This window comes from Marseilla massiliensis (assembly GCF_016899855.1).
In the GTDB taxonomy this organism is placed as follows: Bacteria; Bacteroidota; Bacteroidia; order Bacteroidales; family Bacteroidaceae; genus Prevotella.
On sequence record NZ_JACJJG010000001.1, the window covers coordinates 63,092 to 87,112 of the forward strand.

The window sequence follows — 24,021 nt, forward strand, 5'->3', positions numbered from 1 at the left end:
AAAAAATCAGGACAATGAATATTTTGGTAACCGGCGCAAACGGCCAGCTTGGCAACGAGATGCGCATAGTAAGCGGACAGACCGCAGACAATTACATATTTACCGACGTGGTTAACATCGAGGGCGTCGAAACCACGCTGCTCGACATAACCGACGCGGATGCAGTAAGGCGCATCGTGAAGGAAAACGGCGTGCGCTGCATAGTCAACTGCGCTGCCTATACGAACGTGGACAAGGCCGAGAGCGACGAGGCTCTCTGCCGTAAGCTCAACGCCGAGGCTCCGAAGATACTTGCCGGGGGCATGAAGGAAGTAGGCGGCCTGCTCATTCAGATTTCGACCGACTACGTGTTCGGCGGCGACCCGTACAACACCCCGTGCCGCGAGGACCAGAAGGGCACTCCGACGGGAGTCTACGGCGCTACCAAGCTCGAGGGCGAGCAGAACATCGAGGCCGTAAGCTGCGACCACGTAATAATACGTACCGCATGGCTGTATTCCGAGTTCGGAAAGAACTTCGTCAAGACCATGCTCAACCTGACGGCCACGAAGCCCAAGCTGAACGTGGTGTTCGACCAGGCAGGCACCCCGACCTACGCCTACGACCTGGCAGTGGTTATAAAGACCGTGCTTGCCGACTATGCGGCTGAGAATCCGCAGTCGGGCTACAGCAAGACTGGCGTCTACCACTTCAGCAACGAAGGCGTATGCTCATGGTACGACTTCACGAAGAAGATAGCCGAACTTGCAGGCAACACCGGTTGCGACATCCAGCCCTGCCACAGCGACGAGTTCCCCAGCCCCGTGACACGCCCTGCATACTCCGTGCTCGACAAGACAAAGATAAAGCAGGTGTTCGGAGTAAGCGTCCCTTACTGGACCGACTCGCTTAAAATATGTATGGACAACATGAAAACTATAAAGTAAACTGATAAAAAAGAAACAAGTCATGGAATTCAAGCGTAACATAATCATCACAGGCGGAGCTGGCTTCATCGGCTCCCACGTAGTGCGCCTGTTCGTAAACAAGTATCCCGAGTACCGCATCATCAACCTCGACAAGCTGACATACGCCGGCAACCTTGCCAACCTGAAGGACGTGGAGGACAAGGATAATTACATGTTCGTCAAGGCCGACATCTGCGATTACGGGACTATACAGAAGCTGATGAAGGACTACAACGTGGACGGCATAATCCACCTTGCAGCCGAGAGCCACGTAGACCGCTCTATAAAGGACCCGTTCACCTTCGCCCAAACCAACGTGATGGGCACGCTGACGCTGCTCCAGGCCGCCAAGGAATACTGGGAGAGCCGTCCCGAGGGCTACGAGGGCAAGCGCTTCTACCACATCTCTACCGACGAGGTTTACGGCGCGTTGGAACTGACAAACCCCGAAGGCATAGAGTCGCCGTTTACGACAAAGGCAAGCTCGGAGCATCACCACGCCTACGGTACCGAGTTCTTCACAGAGGAGACTAAGTATAATCCTCACTCTCCTTACTCTGCTTCAAAGGCAAGCTCTGACCATTTCGTACGCGCGTTCCACGACACTTACGGCATGCCTACGATAGTAACCAACTGCTCCAACAACTACGGGCCTTACCAGTTCCCTGAGAAGCTGATACCATTGTTCATCAACAACATACGCCACCGCAAGCCGCTGCCGGTTTACGGCAAGGGCGAGAACGTGCGCGACTGGCTCTATGTAGAGGACCACGCCCGTGCCATCGACCTGATATTCCACGAGGGCAAGACGGCGGACACTTACAACATAGGCGGCTTCAACGAGTGGAAGAACATCGACATAATAAAGGTTGTGATAAAGACCGTAGACCGTCTGCTTGGCCGCAAGGAAGGCGAGGACATGGACCTGATAACCTACGTAACCGACCGCAAGGGCCACGACATGCGCTATGCCATAGACTCGCGCAAGCTGCAGCGCGAACTCGGCTGGGAGCCTAGCCTGCAGTTCGAGGAAGGCATAGAAAAGACCGTGCGCTGGTATCTGGACAACCAGGAGTGGATGGATAACGTTACTTCAGGCGACTACCAGAAGTATTACGAGAGTATGTATAAAGGAAGATAATTTATAAATTATATATAACGTAAAATAAAAGAGTGCATCTTTTGATGCACTCAAAAATAAAATACATGTCTGATACAGTGCAGAATAATAAACGAATAGCAAAGAATACAATACTATTGTATATTCGAATGCTATTTATAATGATAATAAGCCTTTTTACAAGCCGTATAAATTTACAATCTTTAGGTGTAGAGGATTTTGGCATTTATAACGTTGTAGGCGGTGTTGTTGCAATGTTTTCTGTATTCTCTGGTTCATTAGCTACTGCTATTAGTCGTTTTATAACGTTTGAATTAGGCAAAAATAATAAAGATAGATTAAACAAGGTTTTTTCAACTGCAGTATCAATACAAATTTTATTGGCTGTATTTATTATCTTCATAGCAGAGATTGCAGGTGTCTGGTTCTTAAACAATAAAATGATAATTCCTGAAAATAGGTTACATGCTGCAAATTGGGTTCTACAATTATCAATTTTCTCTTTTGCTGTTAACTTAATTAGTGTCCCATATAATGCTGCCATTATTGCACATGAGAAGATGTCAGCATTTGCTTATATAAGCATATTTGAGGTTGTAATGAAGTTAATTATATGTTATTCATTATTCATATCTCCTGTTGATAAATTAATAACGTTTGCAGTGTTATTATTTATATTATCTATTAGTTTAAGACTAATATATGGTATATATTGTAAGAAACACTTTGCTGAATGTCAATATAATTTAATTTTAGACAAGAAACTTTTTAAAGAAATCGCAGGATTTGCAGGGTGGTCGAGTTTTACGTTAGTTGCATATTCTTTATATAATAGTGGTCTAAATATTCTATTAAATCTATTTTTTGGCCCTGTCGTAAATGCGGCAAGAGGAATAGCTGTCCAGGTTCAAAATGCAGTTCAGGGCTTTAGTAGAAACTTTCAAACAGCTCTAAATCCGCAAATTATTAAAAGTTATGCTGAGAAGGATTTAAAAAGAGTATATACATTAATTTTTGCAGGATCTAAATATTCGTTTTTTCTAATGTTTTTTCTTTCATTACCGATTATTTTGGAAGCAAATATAATATTATCCTTATGGTTAAAAGATGTCCCTGAGCATACTGTTACATTCGTTCGATTAATATTGGTTATAGTAACAATAGATTCAATAGGAGGTCCATTGTATTGTGCCCAACAGGCAACCGGAAAAATCAGGAACTTTCAATTAATGACTGGTACATTGATGCTTCTTATACTTCCTGTATCATATATAGCATTAAGATTGGGGGCTGAAGCAGAAATTGTATATGTCGTATATATATTAATATTGTCAATAGTTCAGATATTAAGTATAATTATGATACATAGAATGATAAGGATGCCTTTGAATCTTTATTTAAAAGAAGTTGGATTAAAAATTATATTTGTTGTTGGTACATCTATTATATTGCCACTAGTAGCATACAATTATTTTTCTCATGGGATTACTGCTTTTTTCATTGTTTGTACGATATGTGTTTTATCCACTATAGTTTCAATTTATTTTTGTGGACTTTCACGAAAAGAAAGAAAAATAGTTAATAATAAGATAATACAAAAAATTAAGCGATACTAATGAAATATTTAATTGTACAGGATTGGGCCAGTACACATGGCAATCATGCTGGTATGGTTCATATGTGTAATATGCTTAAGATGAAGTACCCCAATGATTATGAAATAATAATTAAGGGAGTCCCAAAAGAATTTAAAAATAGTTCAAGTAGATTATACAATAAAATAATAAATCTAGAACAAAAATTTTATCTATATCATACATATTTTTATGAATATAAAAAAATATGTAAAAATATGTTTGATAATTTGACAGACAGAGATTCCATTTTTTTATTAGAATATTGTATGCCTACGACTCCACAGAAAAGATTAGCATACTATATAAAGAGAAAATTTCCGAATGTTAAACTTTTTGCATTATCACATTTGACTCCGACGTATTTTAGTGATAAAAATAGGTACCCTAAGATTCTTAAAGATTGGACTCCTCCCATAGACAAGATGCTTACCTTAGGAAGTTCATTATCGCAATACTTCATGGAAAATAATATACCTAAAGCCAAAATTAGTACAGGTTTTCATTATGTAGATTCTGCTTATTATCATAAGCAAACAGAACTACAAGTTTCGAGAAGTCGACTTAAAATAATAATGATGGGAGGTATGCAAAGGAACTATTCAATGTTAGCTAAACTTTGTGAAATGACTCCATATGTTGATTGGATAATATGTAGAGGTCGAAAACCGGTAGATAAATATTTTGAAAATATACCAAATGCCCAATTAAAAGGATTTTTAACAGAAGATGAACTTAAGAATCAGATGGACATTGCAGATATATCATTAAATATAATGGAGGATACTGTTGGTAGTAATGTTATTACAACATCTCTGTCTATGGGATTAGCTATGATTTGTAGTAATGTTGGCTCAATAAGAGATTATTGTAATGAAAATAACACTATTTTTTGCGAAAACAATGTAGATTCATTTATTAATGCTATTGAAACATTAAATTCAGATAAAGATAGGGTTCTTAAAATGAAAAAAGAGTCATTAAAACTATCTCAAATTTTTACGATAGAAAAATTAAACAATTGGTTCTCTAATATCTAAAAATAGAATAATGAATATTTTTGCAGGCTATGGTGTTGGGGATCCTGTTATTTATTGGGTTCTGAGAATTCTTTTATTGGGAATTCTTATCTATTGTGGATGGGGCATTTCATATGATAGTCCTAAGAAATTCACAAAATATGCTTGGATTGCTGGAACATTTTATTCTCTTATTCAAGGATTAAGATGGCTTCGTGGCGCTGATTATCCACACTATTATGACGATATCGTTACACTACTTGGAAAATATCCAGGGGGTATTTCTAATGGTGAAGAAACGGTTGATCCAGAGCCATTATATGAATTGTGGTGTAATGTTTTCTATTATTCAGGTCTACCATTTTGGGTCGCGTTTATTATATATTCTGCTTTATTAATTGGTGGAGTATTCATGATATTAAAGAAAATTCCCAATTGTGCTATATGGGTATTACCTACATTTTTTTTATTAACTCAATCTTCTGAAAATATTATTAGACAATACATAGCTATATCCTTCTTACTATATGCAATTTATTTCTATCTGAATAATGATAAGAAAAAAATGATTTATTCACTGGTTGCAATTATATTAATTCATTATTCAGGAATTATAGCAATAGTTGTTTTTCTTCTTACAATAGTTCTACCAGAAAAAATATTCAAAGTTCTTGAAAAAAGAAATATGATATATATATATATAGGATTGTTTATATTCATATATTTCTTTTGGGACATTTCACAACTTTCAACGTTTGCAGATTGGATTGGGAATAATCTCCATTTATCTGAAGACTCAAAAGGTGCACATTATATAGATAACGCTGAAAGATGGTTTTCTGACGAAGGTAGTATGTCTGTCGTATTAGGAAATAAAGCGGCAGGTATTAGTAGGATTAACCAAACAATAACCTTTTTGACATATTCATCCATAATATATTATGGATTTAAATTTATAAGATTAAATAAAAAGTATAGGGTATTTTTTTATCTAAGTTATGTGGCAATAATAGTCAAGGCAATTGGGGGTGATATTGAAATGTTTTCTCGAGTTTATCATTGGCTGGTTGTATTTATTCCTTTTTTAATTGGATTATATATGGTTAATGGGAATATTAATAAAAATAGTAAATATTGTTTATATGGAATATATGGATTATTCTTTTTATGGTTTGCTTTTCTCGGTAATATATTAACAACGTCTATGTTTGGATATGGTTTTGTATGGGATAAATATTAATAAAAAACTATGTGTAAAATGGTGATAAAGAAAATAAAGAGATATATTCTTGATGAAATAATTCCATTTTTTCAAATGTTATTTTATAATATCATTTGTAAAGGATGGATAGAGTTATTTGGAACTAAAGATAAACGCAAACTTAAATATAACATTTCATTATGTCTCATTTTTAAGAATGAAGCACCATTCTTAAAAGAATGGTTAGATTATCATATAACTGTAGGTGTTAGCCATTTTTATTTATACAATAATAATTCTGATGATAATTATTTAGAAGTTATTCAGCCTTATATTGATAAAGGTTTTATTACTTTAATTGATTGGCCTGAAAATAATGCTCAATTTAAGGCATATAAACATTGTTTTGAAACATATAAAAATCAAACGAATTGGATCTCATTCCTTGATGCAGATGAATTTATTTGCCCAAAATATAGCAATACAATTGGTGATTGGTTGGAAGATTTTAGCAAATATCATGCAGTCAATTTGCATTGGTTAATGTTTTGCACTGGAGGAAAATTAAAACATGATTACACAAAAAATGTAATTGAACAATATTATTCTTGTTGGGAAAATTTAAGTCCTCATGGTAAATGTATAATTAATACCCGATTTGATATAGCAAACTTTGATACTTGGTATGTTCATCATCATACATATATGTATCGTAAATTATTTGGTATTAAAATTATTATTCCAGCAATAAACCAATTTGGATATATGTGTATAGTTGATCATACTTGGGGAGGCGGTAAAAACAAATTAAATAAATCTACAATACAGATAAATCATTATTTTACAAAAAGTTGGGATATTTGGAGTTCTAAGATGCAAAAAACAGATGTTTATTTTAAAAATAATCCAAAATCAGATATAAAATATTTTTATCGATATGAGAATAGATGTGTAAGTAGAAATTATACGATACAAAGGTTCTATATAAAGATGAAATTAATGCAAGGTATTATTCAATGACAGAAATATTAAATAATTCATTAGATTACTATATTGGACATTCAACAAATTTTGAAGAACGTATGAAAGCTTCTTCAGGTGGAATAGGTTCTGCTATTACACGATATTTGTTGTCAAAGACAGAATTTAAGACAAGTATAACCTTATTTTATGATTCTAAAAAATGTTCATATCAACCCAAATTAATTTTTTCTCCAAACGAAATAAATGTTTGTGGTAGTGTATATCAAGATATTGATATTGCGACATTTTTGAAAAAGAATATAGAAAAAGTAAAATCGGGAATTGTCTTGACATGTCCACCATGCCAGGTATCAATAATTAGAAATTTATTAAGTGAAAAAAAAATTCCACATTTTATAATGTCTTTTTGTTGTTCAGGACAAACTACAATAGAAGGCACATGGTGTTATTATCGTTTTATTGGGATTGATAAAACACAAATTGTTAACATGCAATATCGTGGTAATGGTTGGCCAAGTGGTATTCAAATTAAATTAAAAAATGGAAAAAATATTTTTTATAAGAATTATACGAATCCATGGAAATTAATTCATCAATCCCTATTATTTAGACCTAAGCGCTGTCTTTTCTGTAAACGAGATACAGGTCATAATGCCGACATTTCTTTAGCAGACCCTTGGTTGGATGAATATAAATCAAATGATAATGTAGGTAATACTTTATTTATGGTTAATACGGAATTAGGCCGTTTAATTTTTAATAATCTTAAGAATGATAAAATTATTGATATAGTTAAATCAAATTATGATGAGTATGCAAAAGCTCAATATACAAATATCCAGAAAGAATTTTTTGTAACAAACAATATTAAATATATAAAAAAGCTTTCAGATATTATATATATTAAATGGTATCGTAAGATAGTAACATCAAGTATTTTTTCTATGAATATTCATATAAAATTCATGCATTTGTTAAAATTTATGTATAAAAGTAGATGAAAATTATTTACTCTCATAGGGTAAAGAATTGTCAAAACACGCTTTTCTAAATTAGATGTTTTTGTATTTTTATTAGTAAGCATACAAAAGTTGTTATAAATTTGATTTTAAGACGAAAAAATGAGGAAATATAAAAAATATGTTGATATTTCAGGATTTGATATAAACCAAGAAAATCGAGGAAATGCGGCATTAAGTTATGGGGCAATATCATTTCTTATGGAAAGAGGCCTACTGAGAGATGATCAAGATTTAATTGTTTTTCAATATTATAGGAATCCATTTAAGGCAAAACATTTACGGCTATATAAAGAAGATGTTGACATAAACAATGTAAAGCGAAAGTATTACATTGTACCGGTGTTTGGTATAGAGAAATGGCTCCTTATGAGATTTGGCATTCTACTTCCATTTACTAGATACGGAAAGATGATGAGGCAGGTTCAATATGAAGCTGCTGATTATGGAGGTGACGGGTTCTCTGATATCTATGGAGATAGATTATTTATTAGCCGTTTATACCAAACAATTCCATTTATGGCTGCTAAGGTTCCGCTTGTAATACTTCCACAGACAATAGGACCTTTCACTAAAAATTATAATAAAGAAATAGCCATTAAAATTCTGAAATATGCAGATAAAGTTTTTGTCAGAGATAATAAATTCGAAAATGAGCTTAAATTGTTAAACATAAAATATGAAAGGACAAAAGACTTATCAGCTTATATGAAACCTCAGAAATGGGATATTAATATAAAAAATAATGCTGTAGGAATAAATATTAGTGGCTTGGCTTATTTTAATTGTTTTAAAGGTTTAGAGAATCAGTTTGATATGTATCCTATTCTGATAATGAGAATAATTGAATTATTTAGATTAAAAGGATGCAATGTATATTTGATACCACACTCATACAGATGGTCTAAACCAAGTAAAGATAACGATGACTTACTTGCATGTAGAGATGTGTACAATAAGATTAATAATAATAAAAATGTTTTTCTAATTGAAAAAGATTTAACATCTCCTCAAGTAAAATATGTCATTAGCCAAATGAGTTATTTTATTGGAACTAGAATGCATGCAAACTTTGCTGCAATTTATACCAATGTTCCTGTTTTTGGTCTTGCATATAGTTATAAATTTAAAGGAGCATTCGATTCAAACGGTCTTGATGGTGAGGCTCAAACTGTAATGATTAATAATATTACAAATGACAAAATCGATCAGATAATCGAAAAAATAAACAATCATTATACAAGATCTATAAGATAAAAATTCTACTACTTATCTATAGTTAATTAAAGCATATATTTACATGGCAGATAAACGAGTAATAGCTATTCATCTCCCTCAGTTTTATCCGTTCCCTGAAAATGATGAATGGTGGGGTAAAGGTTTTACTGAGTGGCGTAATGTAGCTAAAGCGAAACCGAGATTTTGGAGGCATTACCAACCACATATTCCTGCAGATTTAGGCTTTTATGATTTGAGATTAAAAGAAGCTCGCATTGCTCAACAAAAACTTGCAGAACAGTATGGTATATTTGGCTTTTGTTATTACCATTATTGGTTTAATGGAAAACTCATAATGGAAAAGCCTGTAGAGGCTATGTTAAAGGATAAGGATGAAACTTTTCCATTCATGCTTTGTTGGGCAAATGAGAATTGGTCAAGAAACTGGTCAGGAGGTTTCAATAAAACATTAATAGAACAGCATTATAGTGAAGAAGATGACATCAAACATTTTAATTATTTGTTGTCATATTTTAAAGACCCAAGGTATATAAGAGTGAATGGGAAACCTGTGTTTTGTGTCTATAAAGCCCATCTGTTCCCTGACTTTGAAAAGACTGCTCAGACATGGCAGAAAGAGGCAAGTAAATATGGATTTGAACTATATATTTGTCATTTTGAAGCGGGTGAGTCACGTAATAAGAAGTATATGACTCCTACCGTAAATGCAGCAGTGGAATTCCAACCGATGTATTTAGGAAAATTTGGACGTTATTCGAACATTCTTTATAATCTTTCAAGAAGATGTCTCCACAAAGAACTTTTCAATAAAATAGTCAATTATAAGAAATATGTGGATTATCAATGTAAGCAGGTAATAAATATAGATTACAAAAGATATCCAAGTTTGTGTCCATCATGGGATAATTCACCAAGACGTGTAAATGGACATTTCTTTGCGTTTACTCATAATACACCAGTGGCATTCAAAAAATGGTTTGAACATGTTTATACTTCATTCAAACCTTTTTCTAAAGAAGAAAATTTTATTTTCATCAATGCATGGAATGAATGGGCAGAGGGAAATCATCTTGAACCAGACTTGAAAAATGGGACTGCATTTTTAGAAGCTATAAAAGAGGTAATTGATGCAAATGAGAATGTATGAAAACAATTGATGTAAGTATTGTGATTGTTTGTATGAACAATCTAAAAAATTTATATCCATGTTTAAATAGTATTTTAAAGAATACGACAGTAAATTATGAGGTCTTCGTTGTTGCTTTTCTTTTTTCAGATGAAAACTTGCAAAAGCTTCGTTCGGATTATCCTACAATAAATATTATTATTAGTGACAAGTTACGTGGTTTCTCGGAGAATAATAATATTGCATTGAAACAGGCTGTCGGAAAATATTGTTTTATAGTAAATGATGACACTTATTTTTCCGATCATGTTATTGATAATCTTGTTGAAGACTTTAACAAAGTAAATGATGATGTTGCTATAATAAGTCCTGTGACGTTAAATGTAGATGGTTCAGTTCAAAGGTGTGGAAAACCGAAATATAATTTATTTACATATTTGTTGTATTGGATGAAATTAGTTGGCATTTATGAAAATAAATCGAAATATACTAATGGTAAGGGCTTATTTCAAACATATAATATTTCGGGAGCTTGTTTTTTAATTAAGACCGATATTTTTAAAAATATTGGGTGGTTTGATGAACGATATTATTTCTGTCCTGAAGATATCGCACTTTCCACTGTTTTAAATGAGAATGGATATAAATGCTATGTCGATTCAACGATAAGACTAACGCATACAGGTGGCGGGAGTTGGTCGAAAACTATGTATGCGACAAAACCGGCTCAAATTAAAGGTGAAATAATTTTCTATGGTCAAAAATCATTGTTTCATAAAATTGCAGTCAGACTAATACTTTTAATATTTCTCCCAATTTATAGTTTATTGTGGAAAATATTTTACATGTTTAGAAAAAATGAAAAGTCAAAAATCTTTTGTAGGGCTTATTTAAATGGAATTAAAGCAATATTAACTAGAAAAACTCCTAAAGAATTGTTTATTCAATTTTATAAAAACAATAAAAATGCGTAAAATAGGTCTTGTTTCTGTACATAATCCAAATTATGGTAGTCTGTTGCAGACATATGCCCTTCAGACATATCTTAATGAAATAGGTGTAAACAATGAAATAATATTGTATACCAAAAAGAATGATCTTCGACAAATACGTAGATTGATGAACGTTCAGTTGGTATTAATGAAATGGAGAGTGGTATATCGTGACATCTATTGCAGATTCTTTTATCCTGATATAGCAAAATCATTCTCCTTGAGAATGAAAGCGTTTGAAAATTTCAAGAAGAAATATTTTAAGTTTTCACCTAATCATATTGGATGGAAAGATTTGTTGACCACGAATCAGGATTATGATACATTCATTATAGGAAGCGACCAAGTATGGAACCCTATTAATATTGGAACTGATTTTTTTAACTTGTTATTTACAGAAGATGATAAATACAGAATTTCATACGCTTCAAGTTTTGGCGTTTCAAGTATACCTAACTCACAAATAAAGAAGACCAAGCAATATCTTGAAAGAATACAATGCCTTTCAACACGAGAGAAAACCGGAGTTGAAATTATAAAAGACTTGACCGGAAGAGATGCGGAATTGGTCTGCGATCCAACTCTTTTAGTAAATAAAGACCTGTGGGATAGGCTGAAAGGTGAAAAACGTTTTATTAATGAGAAATATATTTTCTGTTATTTTTTAGGGAATAATCCTGAACATCGTGATTTTGCCAATAGATTCAAAGCCAAAACCGGCTATAAGTTGGTTGCACTTCAGCATTTGGATGAACTTATTCTATCAGACATTAATTTTGCTGACATTAAGCCCTTTGATGTCGGTCCCGCCGAATTTGTAAACCTTATCAGTAACGCTGAGTTTGTACTAACAGACTCGTTCCACGGGACTATTTTTTCTTTGTTGTACCATAAACGTTTCTTTACATTCTCTAGATTTGAATCGTCCTCAAAAGGTTCTACAAATTCACGTGTGGTTTCTTTACTGGAAATGATGAATGTTAAAGGACATCATATTAAAGCAACACAAGCTATCGATGATTGCCTGAAGGCTGAGATTAATTTTGATTTAGTTGACAAAAAAATAGAAGCATTCCGACAAAAAAGTCGAGAATATCTGCATAAAGCATTGACAAATAGAGATGATAACAATTAAAGATAAAACCGATTGTTCTGGTTGCTCCGCATGTTATGCCGTTTGTCCCAAACATTGCATAACCATGTGCCCTGACAAGGAAGGATTTTTATATCCAACCGTTGACACAAATCTATGTATAGATTGTGGAGCGTGTGACAAAGTTTGTCCACTCATGAAACCTTTAGTCATAAATAATGGAAATACATCGGCGTTTGCCGTACAAAATAAAGATGAATCTATTAGGATGCAAAGTGCCTCAGGTGGTGCATTTTCTGCATTCGCAACAGTTGTATTAAATAAAGGTGGAATTGTTTTTGGTGGATGTTTTGATAAAGATTTCAATGTTTGCCATGATAGTGTATCTACAATAAATGATTTAAAAAAACTTCGGTGCTCAAAATATGTACAAAGTGACATGGGAAATACTTTTTCCAAGATTAAATCACTTTTAAAGGAAGGTCGCTTAATACTATTTAGTGGAACTCCATGTCAAGTGGAGGGATTAAATTCTTATTTAAAGCGGAAATATGATAATCTCATAACCCTGGACTTGGTGTGCCGTGGCACACCAAGTCCAGGGTTATGGAAAAAATATTTGGCGTGGCACTCTGCAAAAGAAAAATCTCCTATAACTTATGTATCTTTTCGAAATAAACATTTTGGCTATGCCGGTTCTACAATGGCCATAGGATTTAAAAATGGAAAGATAAAATATCAAAGCCGTGCAATACAGTTCTTTAAATATACTTTTTTCCAAGATTTGAATAGTCGCCCATCGTGCTTCAGATGCCATTTCAAAACCATCCAGCGAAACGCCGACATCACTTTATATGATTGTTGGCACGTAAATGCCTTTAGCAAGGATATGGATGATGACCGCGGCACAACTATGGTATTATTACATACAGAAAAAGGTGAAAACCTTTTCAATGAAACAAAACCTTTTATTCGGTTTAATAAAGCTGACGTAGAAAAAGCCATTAAACTGGATGGTATTATGGCAACACAATGTACTGTACCTAATCCACAAAGAGAACAATTTTTTAAAGATGCACAAGATATACCGTTTGAACAATTAATAAAAAAATATTTTCCGTTATCCATCAAGAAACAATGTATTCAATGGTTAAAGCCTGTCATATATAAATTAGGCATACTTAATCATCTCAAACGTTTCATTTCAAAATAAGAAACACCATAAATTCAGATTTCTTTTGTTCCGATATTAACACACAAATATTTATGAAAAAGATAAAACTCTGTTATGTCATTTCCTCCTTAAGTAATCAAGGCCCACCAAATGTCCTGTATAATATCATTCGCTACATGGATTTTAACAGGTTTGATGTTAGCATCATCACCATGGTGCCTGAACAGAAAATATCAAGAATAGAGGAATTCAAAGCATTACCTATAAAAGTTGTACAAATGTCGCCCGACAAATTCCTCAATCCGGTTTCAATGTTTCTGACACTTCGAAGAAAGGTTAAAGAAATTGACCCGGACATTCTTCATACGCATTGCCCACGTTCCATGTTTCTAGTGCCATTCCTATCCAAGCGATATAAAAAAGTAGAAACTGTCCATATATATCCAGGCATTCAACAAAAAGTAATGTATGGAAAGATAAAGGGTACCATCGTAATAGCATTAAGCCATTTCTTTACAAAAAGAATGGACTTACCAATCGCCTGCTCGGAGAGTGTGGCTCAAAGCTATTGGGATGAACAGCATTTCAAAATGCTGGCAATACCTAACGGATGCTCATTACCGATATGGAAAAGAGATCTTAAACAGAAACAAGAATTGCGCAAGCAATTAGGACTAAAATCAGATTTGAAATATTTTATATTTGTAGGACGCTTTTCGCAAGAAAAAAATCCAGATCTGATTATACGGGCGTTTGAAGAAATTCACAATAAAGATATTGGCATAATCTTGCTTGGTGATGGTGCTTTATATAGCACATTAAAAATGCATGAGAATGACAATATATTAATTCCTGGCTTTAAAAGTAATGTTTATGATTATCTTATTGCTGCCGACTACTATATCTCAGCGTCAGATGTGGAAGGATTGGCCAATACATTGCTTGAAAGCATGACTGTCGGGCTTCCATGTGTTCTTTCAGACATACCATCGCATCGGGAAGTGATAAAGAAGGCAGAAAGTCCAATTGGATATACATTTGACAATCGCAACATAGAAGATTTGAAGACAGCGATTGATAAAATCCTGAAATTAGATTATGAATCGACTTCAAAGTACATTCAACATCTGTTTCAAAAACATTATACGGCACAAAGTATGTCAGAAAAATATCAAGATGCGTATATTAAATTATTAAAGAGCTAATATTTTTACCAAAGTTTTTTGTTGAAAACTTATTCTATATAGCTGCGCATTATTGAGAGCTGACATTTTGAATTTCGTATAAAGATACAATACTTTATCAGATTTTTCTTTTCATGACACAAATTTCTATTATCACTGTAGGCATGAATCATCTTTCATACCTAAAGCCGATGTTGGCTTCTGTGTATGGAGACAACAAGCCCGAAACTCCATTTGAGATGATATATGTTGACAACTGCTCAACAGACGGCAGCGTTGAATACATTAAAGCAAATTATCCGCAAGTGAAGGTTATTGTAAATACTGAGCCATTAGGGTTTGGTGAAAACAATAATAAAGGAGTGTTCGCCTCTACTGGTAAATACATCGCAATAATCAATCCAGACATCGTGATGCACCCCGGAAGCTTGGACAAGCTTTTCGATTTTGCCGAAAGTCATCCTGACGTGGGAATCGTTGTACCTAAACTTTTAAATCCTGATGGTTCGTTGCAATATTCAGTAAGAGGATTTATTTCATTAAGTATCCTGTTGGCGCGAATACGGACAAAAGGGAAAGATAATGTTGATGATAAAGAGGTTGATAAATATTTGTGCAGGAACTTGGATTATAGCAAGACACAAGCCGTAGATTGGGCTATAGGTGCGGCATTTTTCCTATCAAGAGATATGTTTGCAGAGCTTGGAGGTTTTGATTTAGATTATTTCTTATATATGGAAGATGAAGATATTTGCTTACGTTCATGGAAACTAAACAGACCCGTAATCTATTATCCGGAAGCGGTTATGACTCATAATCATTTACGAGGAAGTTCTAAATTAGGAAAAAAGACTTTGTTTCATCTGAATAGTATGAAGACATTTTTTCGGAAACATGGATTTCATGTGCCGAGTTTCAGAAGTTCATTCAAAGGCATTTTGTAATTAGATAACACCAACTAACTTATATAAATATGAAAGGAATCGTATTGGCCGGTGGCAGCGGTACACGGTTGTATCCTATCACCAAGGGAATTAGCAAGCAGCTTATTCCAATTTTCGACAAACCGATGATTTACTATCCCATCTCGGTGCTGATGCTTGCTGGGATAAGGGAGATACTGATAATCTCGACACCTTACGACTTGCCTGGTTTCAAGCGGTTGCTGGGCGATGGAAGTCAATTCGGAGTGAAGTTTGAATATGCAGAACAGCCGTCGCCGGACGGACTTGCACAGGCGTTCATCATTGGAGACAAGTTCATCGGGAACGACTGCGCCTGCCTTGTATTAGGTGATAACATCTTCTACGGTGCCGGACTGACCGCAATGTTAAGGCAAGCCGTAGCGGATGCCGAGGAGAACGGCAAGGCTACGGTATTCGGCTATTGGGTAAGCGACCCAGAACGTTACGGCGTGGCGGAGTTTGACAAGGAAGGCAACTGTCTGAGCATCGAGGAGAAGCCGGAACACCCGAAGAGCAATTATGCCGTGGTAGGACTCTATTTCTACCCGAACAAGGTCGTGGAAGTTGCCAAGCATATCAAACCATCCGCTCGTGGAGAACTGGAAATAACCACTGTGAATCAAGAGTTTCTGCATGACAATGAATTGAAAGTGCAGACGATGGGTCGTGGCTTTGCTTGGCTAGATACGGGCACACATGATTCCCTTTCCGAAGCATCGACATTCATTGAGGTACTGGAGAAACGCCAAGGATTGAAAGTGGCTTGTTTAGAGGGAATCGCTTATCGGAAAGGTTGGATTACGGCAGAGAAACTTCGCGAGGTGGCCCAACCGATGCTGAAGAATGATTATGGGAAGTATCTGCTTTCTGTCTTGGACGAAAAAGAAGAAACGTTGGAGAAAAACTTGGAGTATTAAGAACATGGAAGTAATCAAGACAGAGATAGAAGGCGTGGTCATCATCGAGCCACGCATATTCAAGGACGCAAGAGGTTATTTTTTCGAGAGCTTCTCGCAAAGAGAGTTCGATGATAAAGTCGGTCATGTGGAGTTCGTTCAGGACAACGAGAGCATGTCGTCCTACGGCGTGATGCGCGGTCTGCATTTCCAGCATCCGCCTTTCACACAAGCAAAACTGGTGAGGTGCGTAAAGGGGAAAATGCTTGATGTAGCCGTTGACATACGCAAAGGTTCGCCGACATACGGCAAGCACGTGGCGGTAGAATTGACCGAGGACAACCACAGGCAGTTCTTCATTCCGAAGGGCTTTGCCCACGGTTTCGCCGTGCTGAGCGAGACGGCAGTGTTCCAATACAAGTGCGATGAGTTCTATCATCCAGAAGCGGACGGCGGCATAAGCATTCTTGACGGCAGCTTGGGCATTGACTGGCGCATACCGACCGGGCACGCTATACTTAGCGAAAAGGACACAAAGCATTCCTCATTAAAGGACTTTGAATCTCCTTTTGTTTATTCAAAATAACGAAATGCCATCATGAACTTACTTGTAACAGGCGCAAACGGCCAACTTGGCAACGAGATGCGCATCATCAGCAAAAAGACGAACGACAGCTACATCTTTACGGATGTTGTCGAGGTTGAGGGTGTCGAGACGACTATTTTGGACATCACCGATGCCGAAGCGATAAGACGTATCGTCAGGGAAAAAGATATACGGTGCATCGTCAACTGCGCCGCTTACACCAACGTGGACAAGGCGGAGAGCGACGAGGCACTGTGCCGGAAACTGAACGCTGACGCCCCAAAGATACTTGCTGAAGCAATGAAGGAAGTTGGAGGACTGCTCGTGCAAATCTCAACCGATTATGTTTTCGGCGGAGACCCGTACAACACGCCTTGCAGAGAGGACCAGAAAGGAACACCAACGGGAGTGTACGGCAAGACAAAACTTGAGGGCGAGGAGAACATCAAGGCGATAGGTTGCGATTACGTCATCATACGCACGGCATGGCTTTATTCCGAATACGGCAGGAACTTCGTAAAGACAATGCTCAACCTTACGGCGACCAAGCCAAAGTTGACTGTTGTTTTCGACCAGGTGGGGACACCGACTTACGCTTACGACCTTGCGCTTGTCATTCAGACAGTGCTTGCAGACTATGAAAAAGCGAACCCGAAAGGCGGATATTCTAAGTGCGGCATCTACCACTTCAGCAACGAGGGCGTATGTTCTTGGTTTGATTTCACGAAGAAAATAGCCGAGCTTGCCGGAAACACGTCTTGCGACATTGAGCCTTGCCACAGCGACGAGTTCCCAAGTCCCGTCAAGCGTCCTGCATATTCGGTGCTTGACAAAACGAAAATAAAGGAAACTTTCGGGCTGAAGATACCCTATTGGACAGACTCATTGAAAGTCTGCATGGAGAATATGAATGCCCTAAAATGATAACGACAACAAAAATATAAACGACATGGAATTTAAAAGAAACATCATCATAACAGGTGGAGCGGGTTTTATCGGAAGCCATGTGGTGCGCCTGTTCGTAAACAAATATCCTGAATACCGCATCATCAACTTAGACAAGCTGACATATGCCGGCAACTTGGCTAATCTGAAAGATGTGGAAGACAAACCGAACTATACTTTCGTAAAAGCCGACATCTGCGAATACGGAACGGTGAAGGCATTGCTAGAGAAGTACAACGTTGACGGGATAATCCACCTTGCGGCAGAGAGCCACGTTGACCGAAGCATAAAGACCCGTTCACTTTTGCACATACAAACGTTATTGGTACGCTGACGTTACTGCAAGCCGCAAAGGAATACTGGGAGAGCCGCCCCGAAGGATACGAGGGAAAGCGCTTCTATCATATCTCGACCGATGAGGTTTACGGTGCGTTGGAGCTAACGAATCCCGAGGGAACAGAGTCGCCGTTCACCACTAAAGCATCGTCGGAGCACCACCATGCTTACGGAACGGAATTCTTTACCGAGGAGACGAAATACAATCCCCATTCTCCCTACTCTGCATCGAAGGCAAGTTCAGACCATTTTGTCCGTGCTTTCCATGACACATACGGTCTGCCGACAATCGTAACCAATTGCTCAAACAACTACGGACCATACCAGTTCCCGGAGAAACTGATACCTTTATTTATCAATAACATCCGCCATAAGAAACCGCTGCCTGTCTACGGGAAGGGCGAGAACGTGAGGGACTGGCTGTATGTCAAGGACCACGCAAGGGCGATTGACCTCATTTTCCATAATGGCAAAATAGCAGACACCTACAACATCGGTGGCTTCAACGAGTGGAAGAACATCGACATCATCAAGGTGGTGATAAAGACCGTTGACCGTCTGCTCGGAAGAAATGAGGGCGAGGACATGGATCTCATCACCTACGTTACAGACCGCAAAGGCCACGATATGCGTTACGCCATCGACTCAAGGAAACTTCAACGTGAATTGGGTTGGGAACCGAGCCTGCAATTCGAGGAAGGCATTGAAAAGACAGTCCGCTGGTATCTTGACAACCAGGCTTGGATGGATAACGTGACAAGCGGCGACTACCAACGGTATTACGACGGGATGTACAAGAACAGATAGTACACAAATAAGAGTCAAAATAAAATAAACGCTATTTAGAGGGAGGCAATAACATAATATTACCTCTCCTCTAATGAAATATATCAGTAAATGTGCATTTCATTCAAATGCAATAAACATAGTCACAACAGGCTATGCAAAGAAAACATGGCCGATAATTTTCTTCCTTCTACTCCTTGCAATGGGAGACAAGATCCATGCCCAAGCCATGTATGGGACAACCGGACTGCTCCACGCTTCCACAGCCGAAATGCAACGTGACAAGACAGTAATGGCTGGTGGCAACGTATTACATCTTACACCGTTGCATTACTTCAACAGCAACGAAATAAAATACACGTTTAACTATTTCTTGAACATCAGTATTTTCCCGTGGTTGGAAGTGGGCTACACCTGCACCATCAACTATGCAGAGCATGGTTCGACTTATTTTCCAGAAAGTGTCTGGGGCAAATATTCCAATCAAGACCGCGCTTTCTATGGCCGTCTACGGTTGTGGAAAGAAGGTTGGTGGAAGCCATGGACACCACAGATTGTTTTTGGTGCGAACGACCCGGGTACACATGAAAGCGCCGGTGGAGGGGGTATAGGCAGTCGGGACAGCAATGGAGGCAACTGCTGGTTTACCCGGTGGTATCTTGCGAGCACAAAGCACTTCACCTTTGAAAACATAGGTACGTTTGGAGTACACTTGTCATTCATTTGGGACAGAGGATTGAGAGTGGAGCATAAGAACAGCCCCGCAGGTGGCTTGAACTTCAGACCGAACTTGCCCGACGACGGATTCTGGCGCAAAGCGGTGAACGGACTGAACCTGATGGCAGAATATGACTCTCGCACTTTCAATGTTGGCGGCACATATTCCATCTGGAAAGACCGGATCAACCTTGTGGCAGAACTGAACGGCGGCAAGTATTTTAGCGGTGAGGTTTATTTCAAGGTGTGTTTGAAGTGAATGACATGCTAATGTCGTTAGGGGTAATATGGCCTACCCCTCGATTATTGGATTTTATAAAACTTTCAACCAAGAATTATATTCCATGAATAAAGAAAAGAGACTCGAAATATTCAGGTCCATTCAGAAACTGGGGTCTATCTGGGGAAAGGCGGATTGTGTGGAAATGCTCGAAAGCATTTGGAATCTTCACCTGTTCACATCGGAAGATCCAAGGTTTAAAGACGCATACGGGGATGCTGTTCAACATTTGAGGAATAATGATGACTGGGATGAGGAATATACTTTCTTAACCAGGTTTGGATTGCTAACTTCCAACGATGAAGTATTCCACAAGTTTCTTAATGCTGTTGTTTCTAAAAATGCCAGAAGTTCCAAGGAGGAAATAGAGCGTTATGTGGATACATTAAATCCGTTGTTGAGAAATGAAGGCATTGAATACAGATTGCAAGATAAAAGGGAAGAACTTCCAATCTATGAGATTGAAGAGTTAAAAGACAATGTGGAAGAACACCCCCGCGATATTGCCAAAAACCATATCAGCTTCTATGTCAACAAAACTCCATCATCGTTTCCAGCTCTTGTGCTTTATAGTGACTTATGGGATGATTATAGCAGAAAAACACGTTTCCAACTCTATTATATGCAGAACGTGAATGTGCAAAGTGTGGAGATTGGTTCTGTGAAAATCATGCACGCCAATGAATTTGTGACCAAGAATGTCATTCCACAATGTTTTTTCGAACTATCGGAAGAATTCTGTTCCGTCGGACAAGAAGTGGAATACTACAAAAATATCAAGGAACAGTTCCCTGAAAATTACAAGGTCATCTTGTATGCCTTGCGGGATGCCGCCTACTTTTCCATCATAGCCGACCGCTACCAACACACCATATCTTTCCAAAAATCCTTGCTGAGATATCCAGACGCATTGAAAGCATTCAGGGATGCACATGGTATTATGGAGGGAATTGACATGAGCAACAGGTATAATTTTACTCTGTACGCGAAGAGGCCATACTTTGACAACGTGGTAAATGTGGATATGAGTTTCGGCGACTTGGATGGTAAGGACAATCTCAACAGAATAAAAGCCTTGATAGGCGAGAATGGTTCGGGCAAGTCATCGGTGCTTTACTCTCTTGCCAAAGCATTGCATGACAGAGATGAGACGGTTTTCGAGAATGGCAAAATTCCAGACTTTTCAAAGGTGATAGCCATTTCTTACAGCATTTTTGATAAGCTCTTTGAACTGACCCACAAATCTTCCTTTAACTTTGTTTATTGCGGATTGCGTAATAGGGATAATGAGCTGATAACTGAAAAAGACAAAAAGGAACGGTTTGAGATCTCTCTTGAAGAGATAGTATATAAGGAGCGTACCTCTGATTATCACAGCACTTTAACAGAAGTGGTGAACGAAGAACTTTTGAATGAAATATTTCTGAGTAGGGAAAATATCGACAAGAGGAAGTTTCATGGGATTATAAGTAAAATGAGTAGCGGACAAGCGATGATTACGTCAATCATTACAGAATTGTATGCCCATATCCGTGAAAATTCACTCATACTCTTTGACGAACCTGAAGTGCATCTCCATGCCAACGCGGTCACAGAACTTGTCCGGATTCTATTCGAAATCTGTAATGAATTCAATTCGGCGTGCGTGGTCGCGACGCACTCTGCGGTCGTCCTGCAGGAACTTCTTGCAAGAAACGTGATTGTGCTGGAACAGGATAAGGTCACCAAAGAACGCCGAACCAGACTTATGAACACAGAAACACTTGGCGAGAACCTGACTACCATCACAGAAGATGTGTTCGGACGTTCAACAATAGACAAACATTATGGATATGTCATTCGGCAACTTGTTCGTAAGGGTAAAAGTATGGATGATATAGAAAAAATATTGAAGTCGGAGGAGTTACCGATGAGTTTGAATCTCTATATGTACATAAGAAGGCAAATGGAAATAAAAGCTGATGATTAACTTCAAACATTATAGTGAGGATGCCTTTACACTCTATAAGGATGCAGTTGAGCGGAAAACGGGCCATGGTAAGGATGGATTAAAACGGATAGAGGAAAAGGTGAAATCTGCTTATGATAGTTACGATTCTGCATTTGGTCAAAAACATGTGCATACATTATTGCCCTCTGATTTGTTCTCAGAAGAGGAAAAAGAGTTATTGGAGGGGATGTTTGATAGTGACAATAAAATCGTGAGAACCATTCGGAAATGGATAGATGCCAATAATAACAGAACTTATCTGAACAGGTGCCCTTACTGTACCTTAAATGCGGCCAACACAACCGAGCATATCCTACCCAAGTCTTTTTATGAGGAGTTTGCGGTGCATGCTTTAAACCTTATTCCCTGCTGTTCCGAATGCAACTCCAAGAAAGGTGATACCTTTAAGGACAGAAGTGGGAACCCACTGTTTTTGAACTTCTATTATGACATATTGCCAAAAAAACAGTATTTATTTGTGGATTTGTCATTTGACGGAAAGGGTGTCGTGAACTTCAACTATCGCTTGGATAATATTAATCATATAGATGTCAGGTTGTTTTATTTGATTTGTAGGCATTATGAGAAGTTGGATTTGCTGAAAAGGTTTAAGACGAAAGCTATCTCTGAATATCCTGAAATTGAAAATAGTTTGCGAGCTTTTTGGCCTCATGGGAATATTGATGCATTCATGGCCAATCTGAAAATGAAGGCACTGCTGGATGCTAAGAGTTATGGGTATAACTACTGGAAAGTAGTGTTGTATCTTGCCCTTGCAGATTCAAATGATTACAAAGCATATTTGGATGGAATCAAGAAAAGACGTTAGGTTGTGCGAATGAAACTGATTATCATATACATATTATTATTCGTTGGTTGCATTTTGCTGTCGTTTAAATTCCTTTACGAAAATGTACCAAGCTCAGAATCCGATATGCTGGTCAGATTATATTACATCGGAGGTGTTGTCAGCGGTATTTTTGCATTCGGCGCGTTTTTCGTAGCTATTCTAACCTATCACAATCAAAAGAAAACCGGAGATCTACAGCGGTTTGAGACCACACTGTTTAATATGTTGCAACTCCAACAACAGATTACCAATGAACTTCGGTATGAAGATACAGAGCCTGACAGGAATCCTAACCATGAAGAAAACACCGGTTGGAGAACCATTGAAAAACGTGGAAGGGATATTTTCGAACATTTCTGGGTTTCCAAATGGTTCAGTTTTAGAGAAATCATCGATGGTAAGATTTCTCTTGATGAAAAATCTTGGTATGAAGGAATGATGAACGTCTTGATGAGCAGGGGCTCTGAAGCGTATAATCAATTAACCGAAATAACCACTTTCGATCATTATTTCAGACATTTATACAGAATTATCAAATTTATCGATAAGAACAAGGCACTCAATGACAAAGAAAAATATGCTTATATAAGCATTGTAAGGGCTACATTGTCAAGATTTGAATTAGTCTGGCTGTATTATAATTGCCTTTTCGGTGTGGGTAAACCAAAATTTAAGCCACTAATAGAAAAGTATGCGTTGTTGAAGAATCTGCGGGATGAGTTTCTCACAATCAGTAAAGATGTGATTGAAAAAGACTATTTTCGGAAATATCAAATGATAATTGACGATTACCTGAATTATCTGACCATAGACAAGAATGATACGTCAAAGTATTATATCGGTGCATTTTACAATTCAAGGGATAAAGAAAGTTTTTTTAAGGTCATAGAAGATTTCAAAAGCTGTCCTGCCGCAAAATTGGACAAAGAGAGTTGATA

General features: G+C 37.3%; 21 protein-coding genes and 2 pseudogenes. All 23 read left to right on the forward strand.

Features of this window, described 5'->3' with window-relative positions:
* The first annotated feature begins 14 nt into the window (after positions 1-14).
* The 23 genes and pseudogenes from rfbD (H6A34_RS00270) (at position 15) to H6A34_RS00375 (ending at position 24,019) form a co-directional block, all read left to right on the forward strand.
* Positions 15-926, forward strand: coding sequence for a dTDP-4-dehydrorhamnose reductase (rfbD, locus tag H6A34_RS00270; protein ID WP_205102736.1), 912 nt, complete (start codon positions 15-17; stop codon positions 924-926).
* 22 nt (positions 927-948) lie between these two features.
* Complete coding sequence (locus tag H6A34_RS00275; protein ID WP_205102738.1) at positions 949-2,088, forward strand: dTDP-glucose 4,6-dehydratase; 1,140 nt, start codon at positions 949-951, stop codon at positions 2,086-2,088.
* Between the two features lie 65 nt (positions 2,089-2,153).
* Entirely contained in the window at positions 2,154-3,683 is a 1,530-nt protein-coding gene (locus H6A34_RS00280; protein WP_205102740.1) for an MATE family efflux transporter, read from the forward strand.
* Entirely contained in the window at positions 3,683-4,741 is a 1,059-nt protein-coding gene (locus H6A34_RS00285; RefSeq protein ID WP_205102742.1) for a glycosyltransferase, read from the forward strand. Before H6A34_RS00280 ends, H6A34_RS00285 begins: the two co-directional genes overlap by 1 nt.
* A gap of 10 nt (positions 4,742-4,751) precedes the next feature.
* Entirely contained in the window at positions 4,752-5,960 is a 1,209-nt protein-coding gene (locus tag H6A34_RS00290; protein ID WP_205102745.1) for an EpsG family protein, read from the forward strand.
* An 18-nt stretch (positions 5,961-5,978) separates the two neighbouring features.
* The gene (locus H6A34_RS00295; protein ID WP_205102747.1) at positions 5,979-6,941 is read left to right on the forward strand and encodes a glycosyltransferase family 92 protein; all 963 of its coding nucleotides are present in this window, start codon (positions 5,979-5,981) and stop codon (positions 6,939-6,941) included.
* Positions 6,938-7,906 (forward strand): Coenzyme F420 hydrogenase/dehydrogenase, beta subunit C-terminal domain, encoded by a 969-nt coding sequence (locus H6A34_RS00300; RefSeq protein ID WP_205102749.1) that lies wholly within the window; start codon positions 6,938-6,940, stop codon positions 7,904-7,906. Before H6A34_RS00295 ends, H6A34_RS00300 begins: the two co-directional genes overlap by 4 nt.
* Positions 7,907-8,026: 120 nt before the next feature.
* Complete coding sequence (locus tag H6A34_RS00305; protein WP_205102751.1) at positions 8,027-9,181, forward strand: polysaccharide pyruvyl transferase family protein; 1,155 nt, start codon at positions 8,027-8,029, stop codon at positions 9,179-9,181.
* A gap of 43 nt (positions 9,182-9,224) precedes the next feature.
* Positions 9,225-10,310, forward strand: coding sequence for a glycosyltransferase WbsX family protein (locus H6A34_RS00310; RefSeq protein WP_205102753.1), 1,086 nt, complete (start codon positions 9,225-9,227; stop codon positions 10,308-10,310).
* Positions 10,307-11,263, forward strand: coding sequence for a glycosyltransferase (locus H6A34_RS00315; protein ID WP_239480700.1), 957 nt, complete (start codon positions 10,307-10,309; stop codon positions 11,261-11,263). The genes H6A34_RS00310 and H6A34_RS00315 overlap by 4 nt, the downstream gene beginning before the upstream one ends.
* Positions 11,256-12,416, forward strand: coding sequence for a polysaccharide pyruvyl transferase family protein (locus H6A34_RS00320; protein WP_205102755.1), 1,161 nt, complete (start codon positions 11,256-11,258; stop codon positions 12,414-12,416). The genes H6A34_RS00315 and H6A34_RS00320 overlap by 8 nt, the downstream gene beginning before the upstream one ends.
* Positions 12,403-12,555 (forward strand): annotated as a pseudogene (locus H6A34_RS15505) (4Fe-4S binding protein); the annotation flags it as partial. The gene H6A34_RS00320 and the pseudogene H6A34_RS15505, both read left to right, overlap by 14 nt.
* 15 nt (positions 12,556-12,570) lie before the next feature.
* Complete coding sequence (locus H6A34_RS00325) at positions 12,571-13,587, forward strand: Coenzyme F420 hydrogenase/dehydrogenase, beta subunit C-terminal domain (RefSeq protein ID WP_239480701.1); 1,017 nt, start codon at positions 12,571-12,573, stop codon at positions 13,585-13,587.
* A gap of 53 nt (positions 13,588-13,640) precedes the next feature.
* Positions 13,641-14,753: a glycosyltransferase gene (locus H6A34_RS00330; protein WP_205102759.1), complete on the forward strand. Its 1,113-nt coding sequence runs from the start codon at positions 13,641-13,643 to the stop codon at positions 14,751-14,753.
* 113 nt (positions 14,754-14,866) lie between these two features.
* Positions 14,867-15,676 carry a glycosyltransferase family 2 protein gene (locus H6A34_RS00335; RefSeq protein ID WP_205102761.1) on the forward strand — a complete coding sequence of 270 codons (810 nt, stop codon included), beginning with the start codon at positions 14,867-14,869 and terminating at the stop codon, positions 15,674-15,676.
* A gap of 29 nt (positions 15,677-15,705) precedes the next feature.
* The gene (gene rfbA / locus H6A34_RS00340; RefSeq protein WP_205102763.1) at positions 15,706-16,614 is read left to right on the forward strand and encodes a glucose-1-phosphate thymidylyltransferase RfbA; all 909 of its coding nucleotides are present in this window, start codon (positions 15,706-15,708) and stop codon (positions 16,612-16,614) included.
* A 4-nt stretch (positions 16,615-16,618) separates the two neighbouring features.
* Positions 16,619-17,179, forward strand: coding sequence for a dTDP-4-dehydrorhamnose 3,5-epimerase (gene rfbC / locus H6A34_RS00345; protein WP_205102765.1), 561 nt, complete (start codon positions 16,619-16,621; stop codon positions 17,177-17,179).
* A 12-nt stretch (positions 17,180-17,191) separates the two neighbouring features.
* Entirely contained in the window at positions 17,192-18,103 is a 912-nt protein-coding gene (rfbD, locus tag H6A34_RS00350) for a dTDP-4-dehydrorhamnose reductase (RefSeq protein ID WP_205102767.1), read from the forward strand.
* Positions 18,104-18,128: 25 nt separating this feature from the next.
* A pseudogene (locus tag H6A34_RS00355) lies at positions 18,129-19,267 on the forward strand (dTDP-glucose 4,6-dehydratase).
* 181 nt (positions 19,268-19,448) lie between these two features.
* Positions 19,449-20,222, forward strand: a complete 774-nt coding sequence (locus H6A34_RS00360; protein WP_239480702.1) for a YjbH domain-containing protein — start codon at positions 19,449-19,451, stop codon at positions 20,220-20,222.
* A gap of 85 nt (positions 20,223-20,307) precedes the next feature.
* The gene (locus tag H6A34_RS00365; RefSeq protein WP_205102770.1) at positions 20,308-22,212 is read left to right on the forward strand and encodes an AbiJ-related protein; all 1,905 of its coding nucleotides are present in this window, start codon (positions 20,308-20,310) and stop codon (positions 22,210-22,212) included.
* Complete coding sequence (locus tag H6A34_RS00370) at positions 22,205-23,062, forward strand: HNH endonuclease (protein ID WP_205102772.1); 858 nt, start codon at positions 22,205-22,207, stop codon at positions 23,060-23,062. The genes H6A34_RS00365 and H6A34_RS00370 overlap by 8 nt, the downstream gene beginning before the upstream one ends.
* Positions 23,063-23,071: 9 nt before the next feature.
* On the forward strand, positions 23,072-24,019 hold the full coding sequence (locus H6A34_RS00375) for a putative phage abortive infection protein (protein ID WP_205102774.1): 948 nt from the start codon (positions 23,072-23,074) through the stop codon (positions 24,017-24,019).
* The last annotated feature ends 2 nt before the right edge of the window (positions 24,020-24,021 follow it).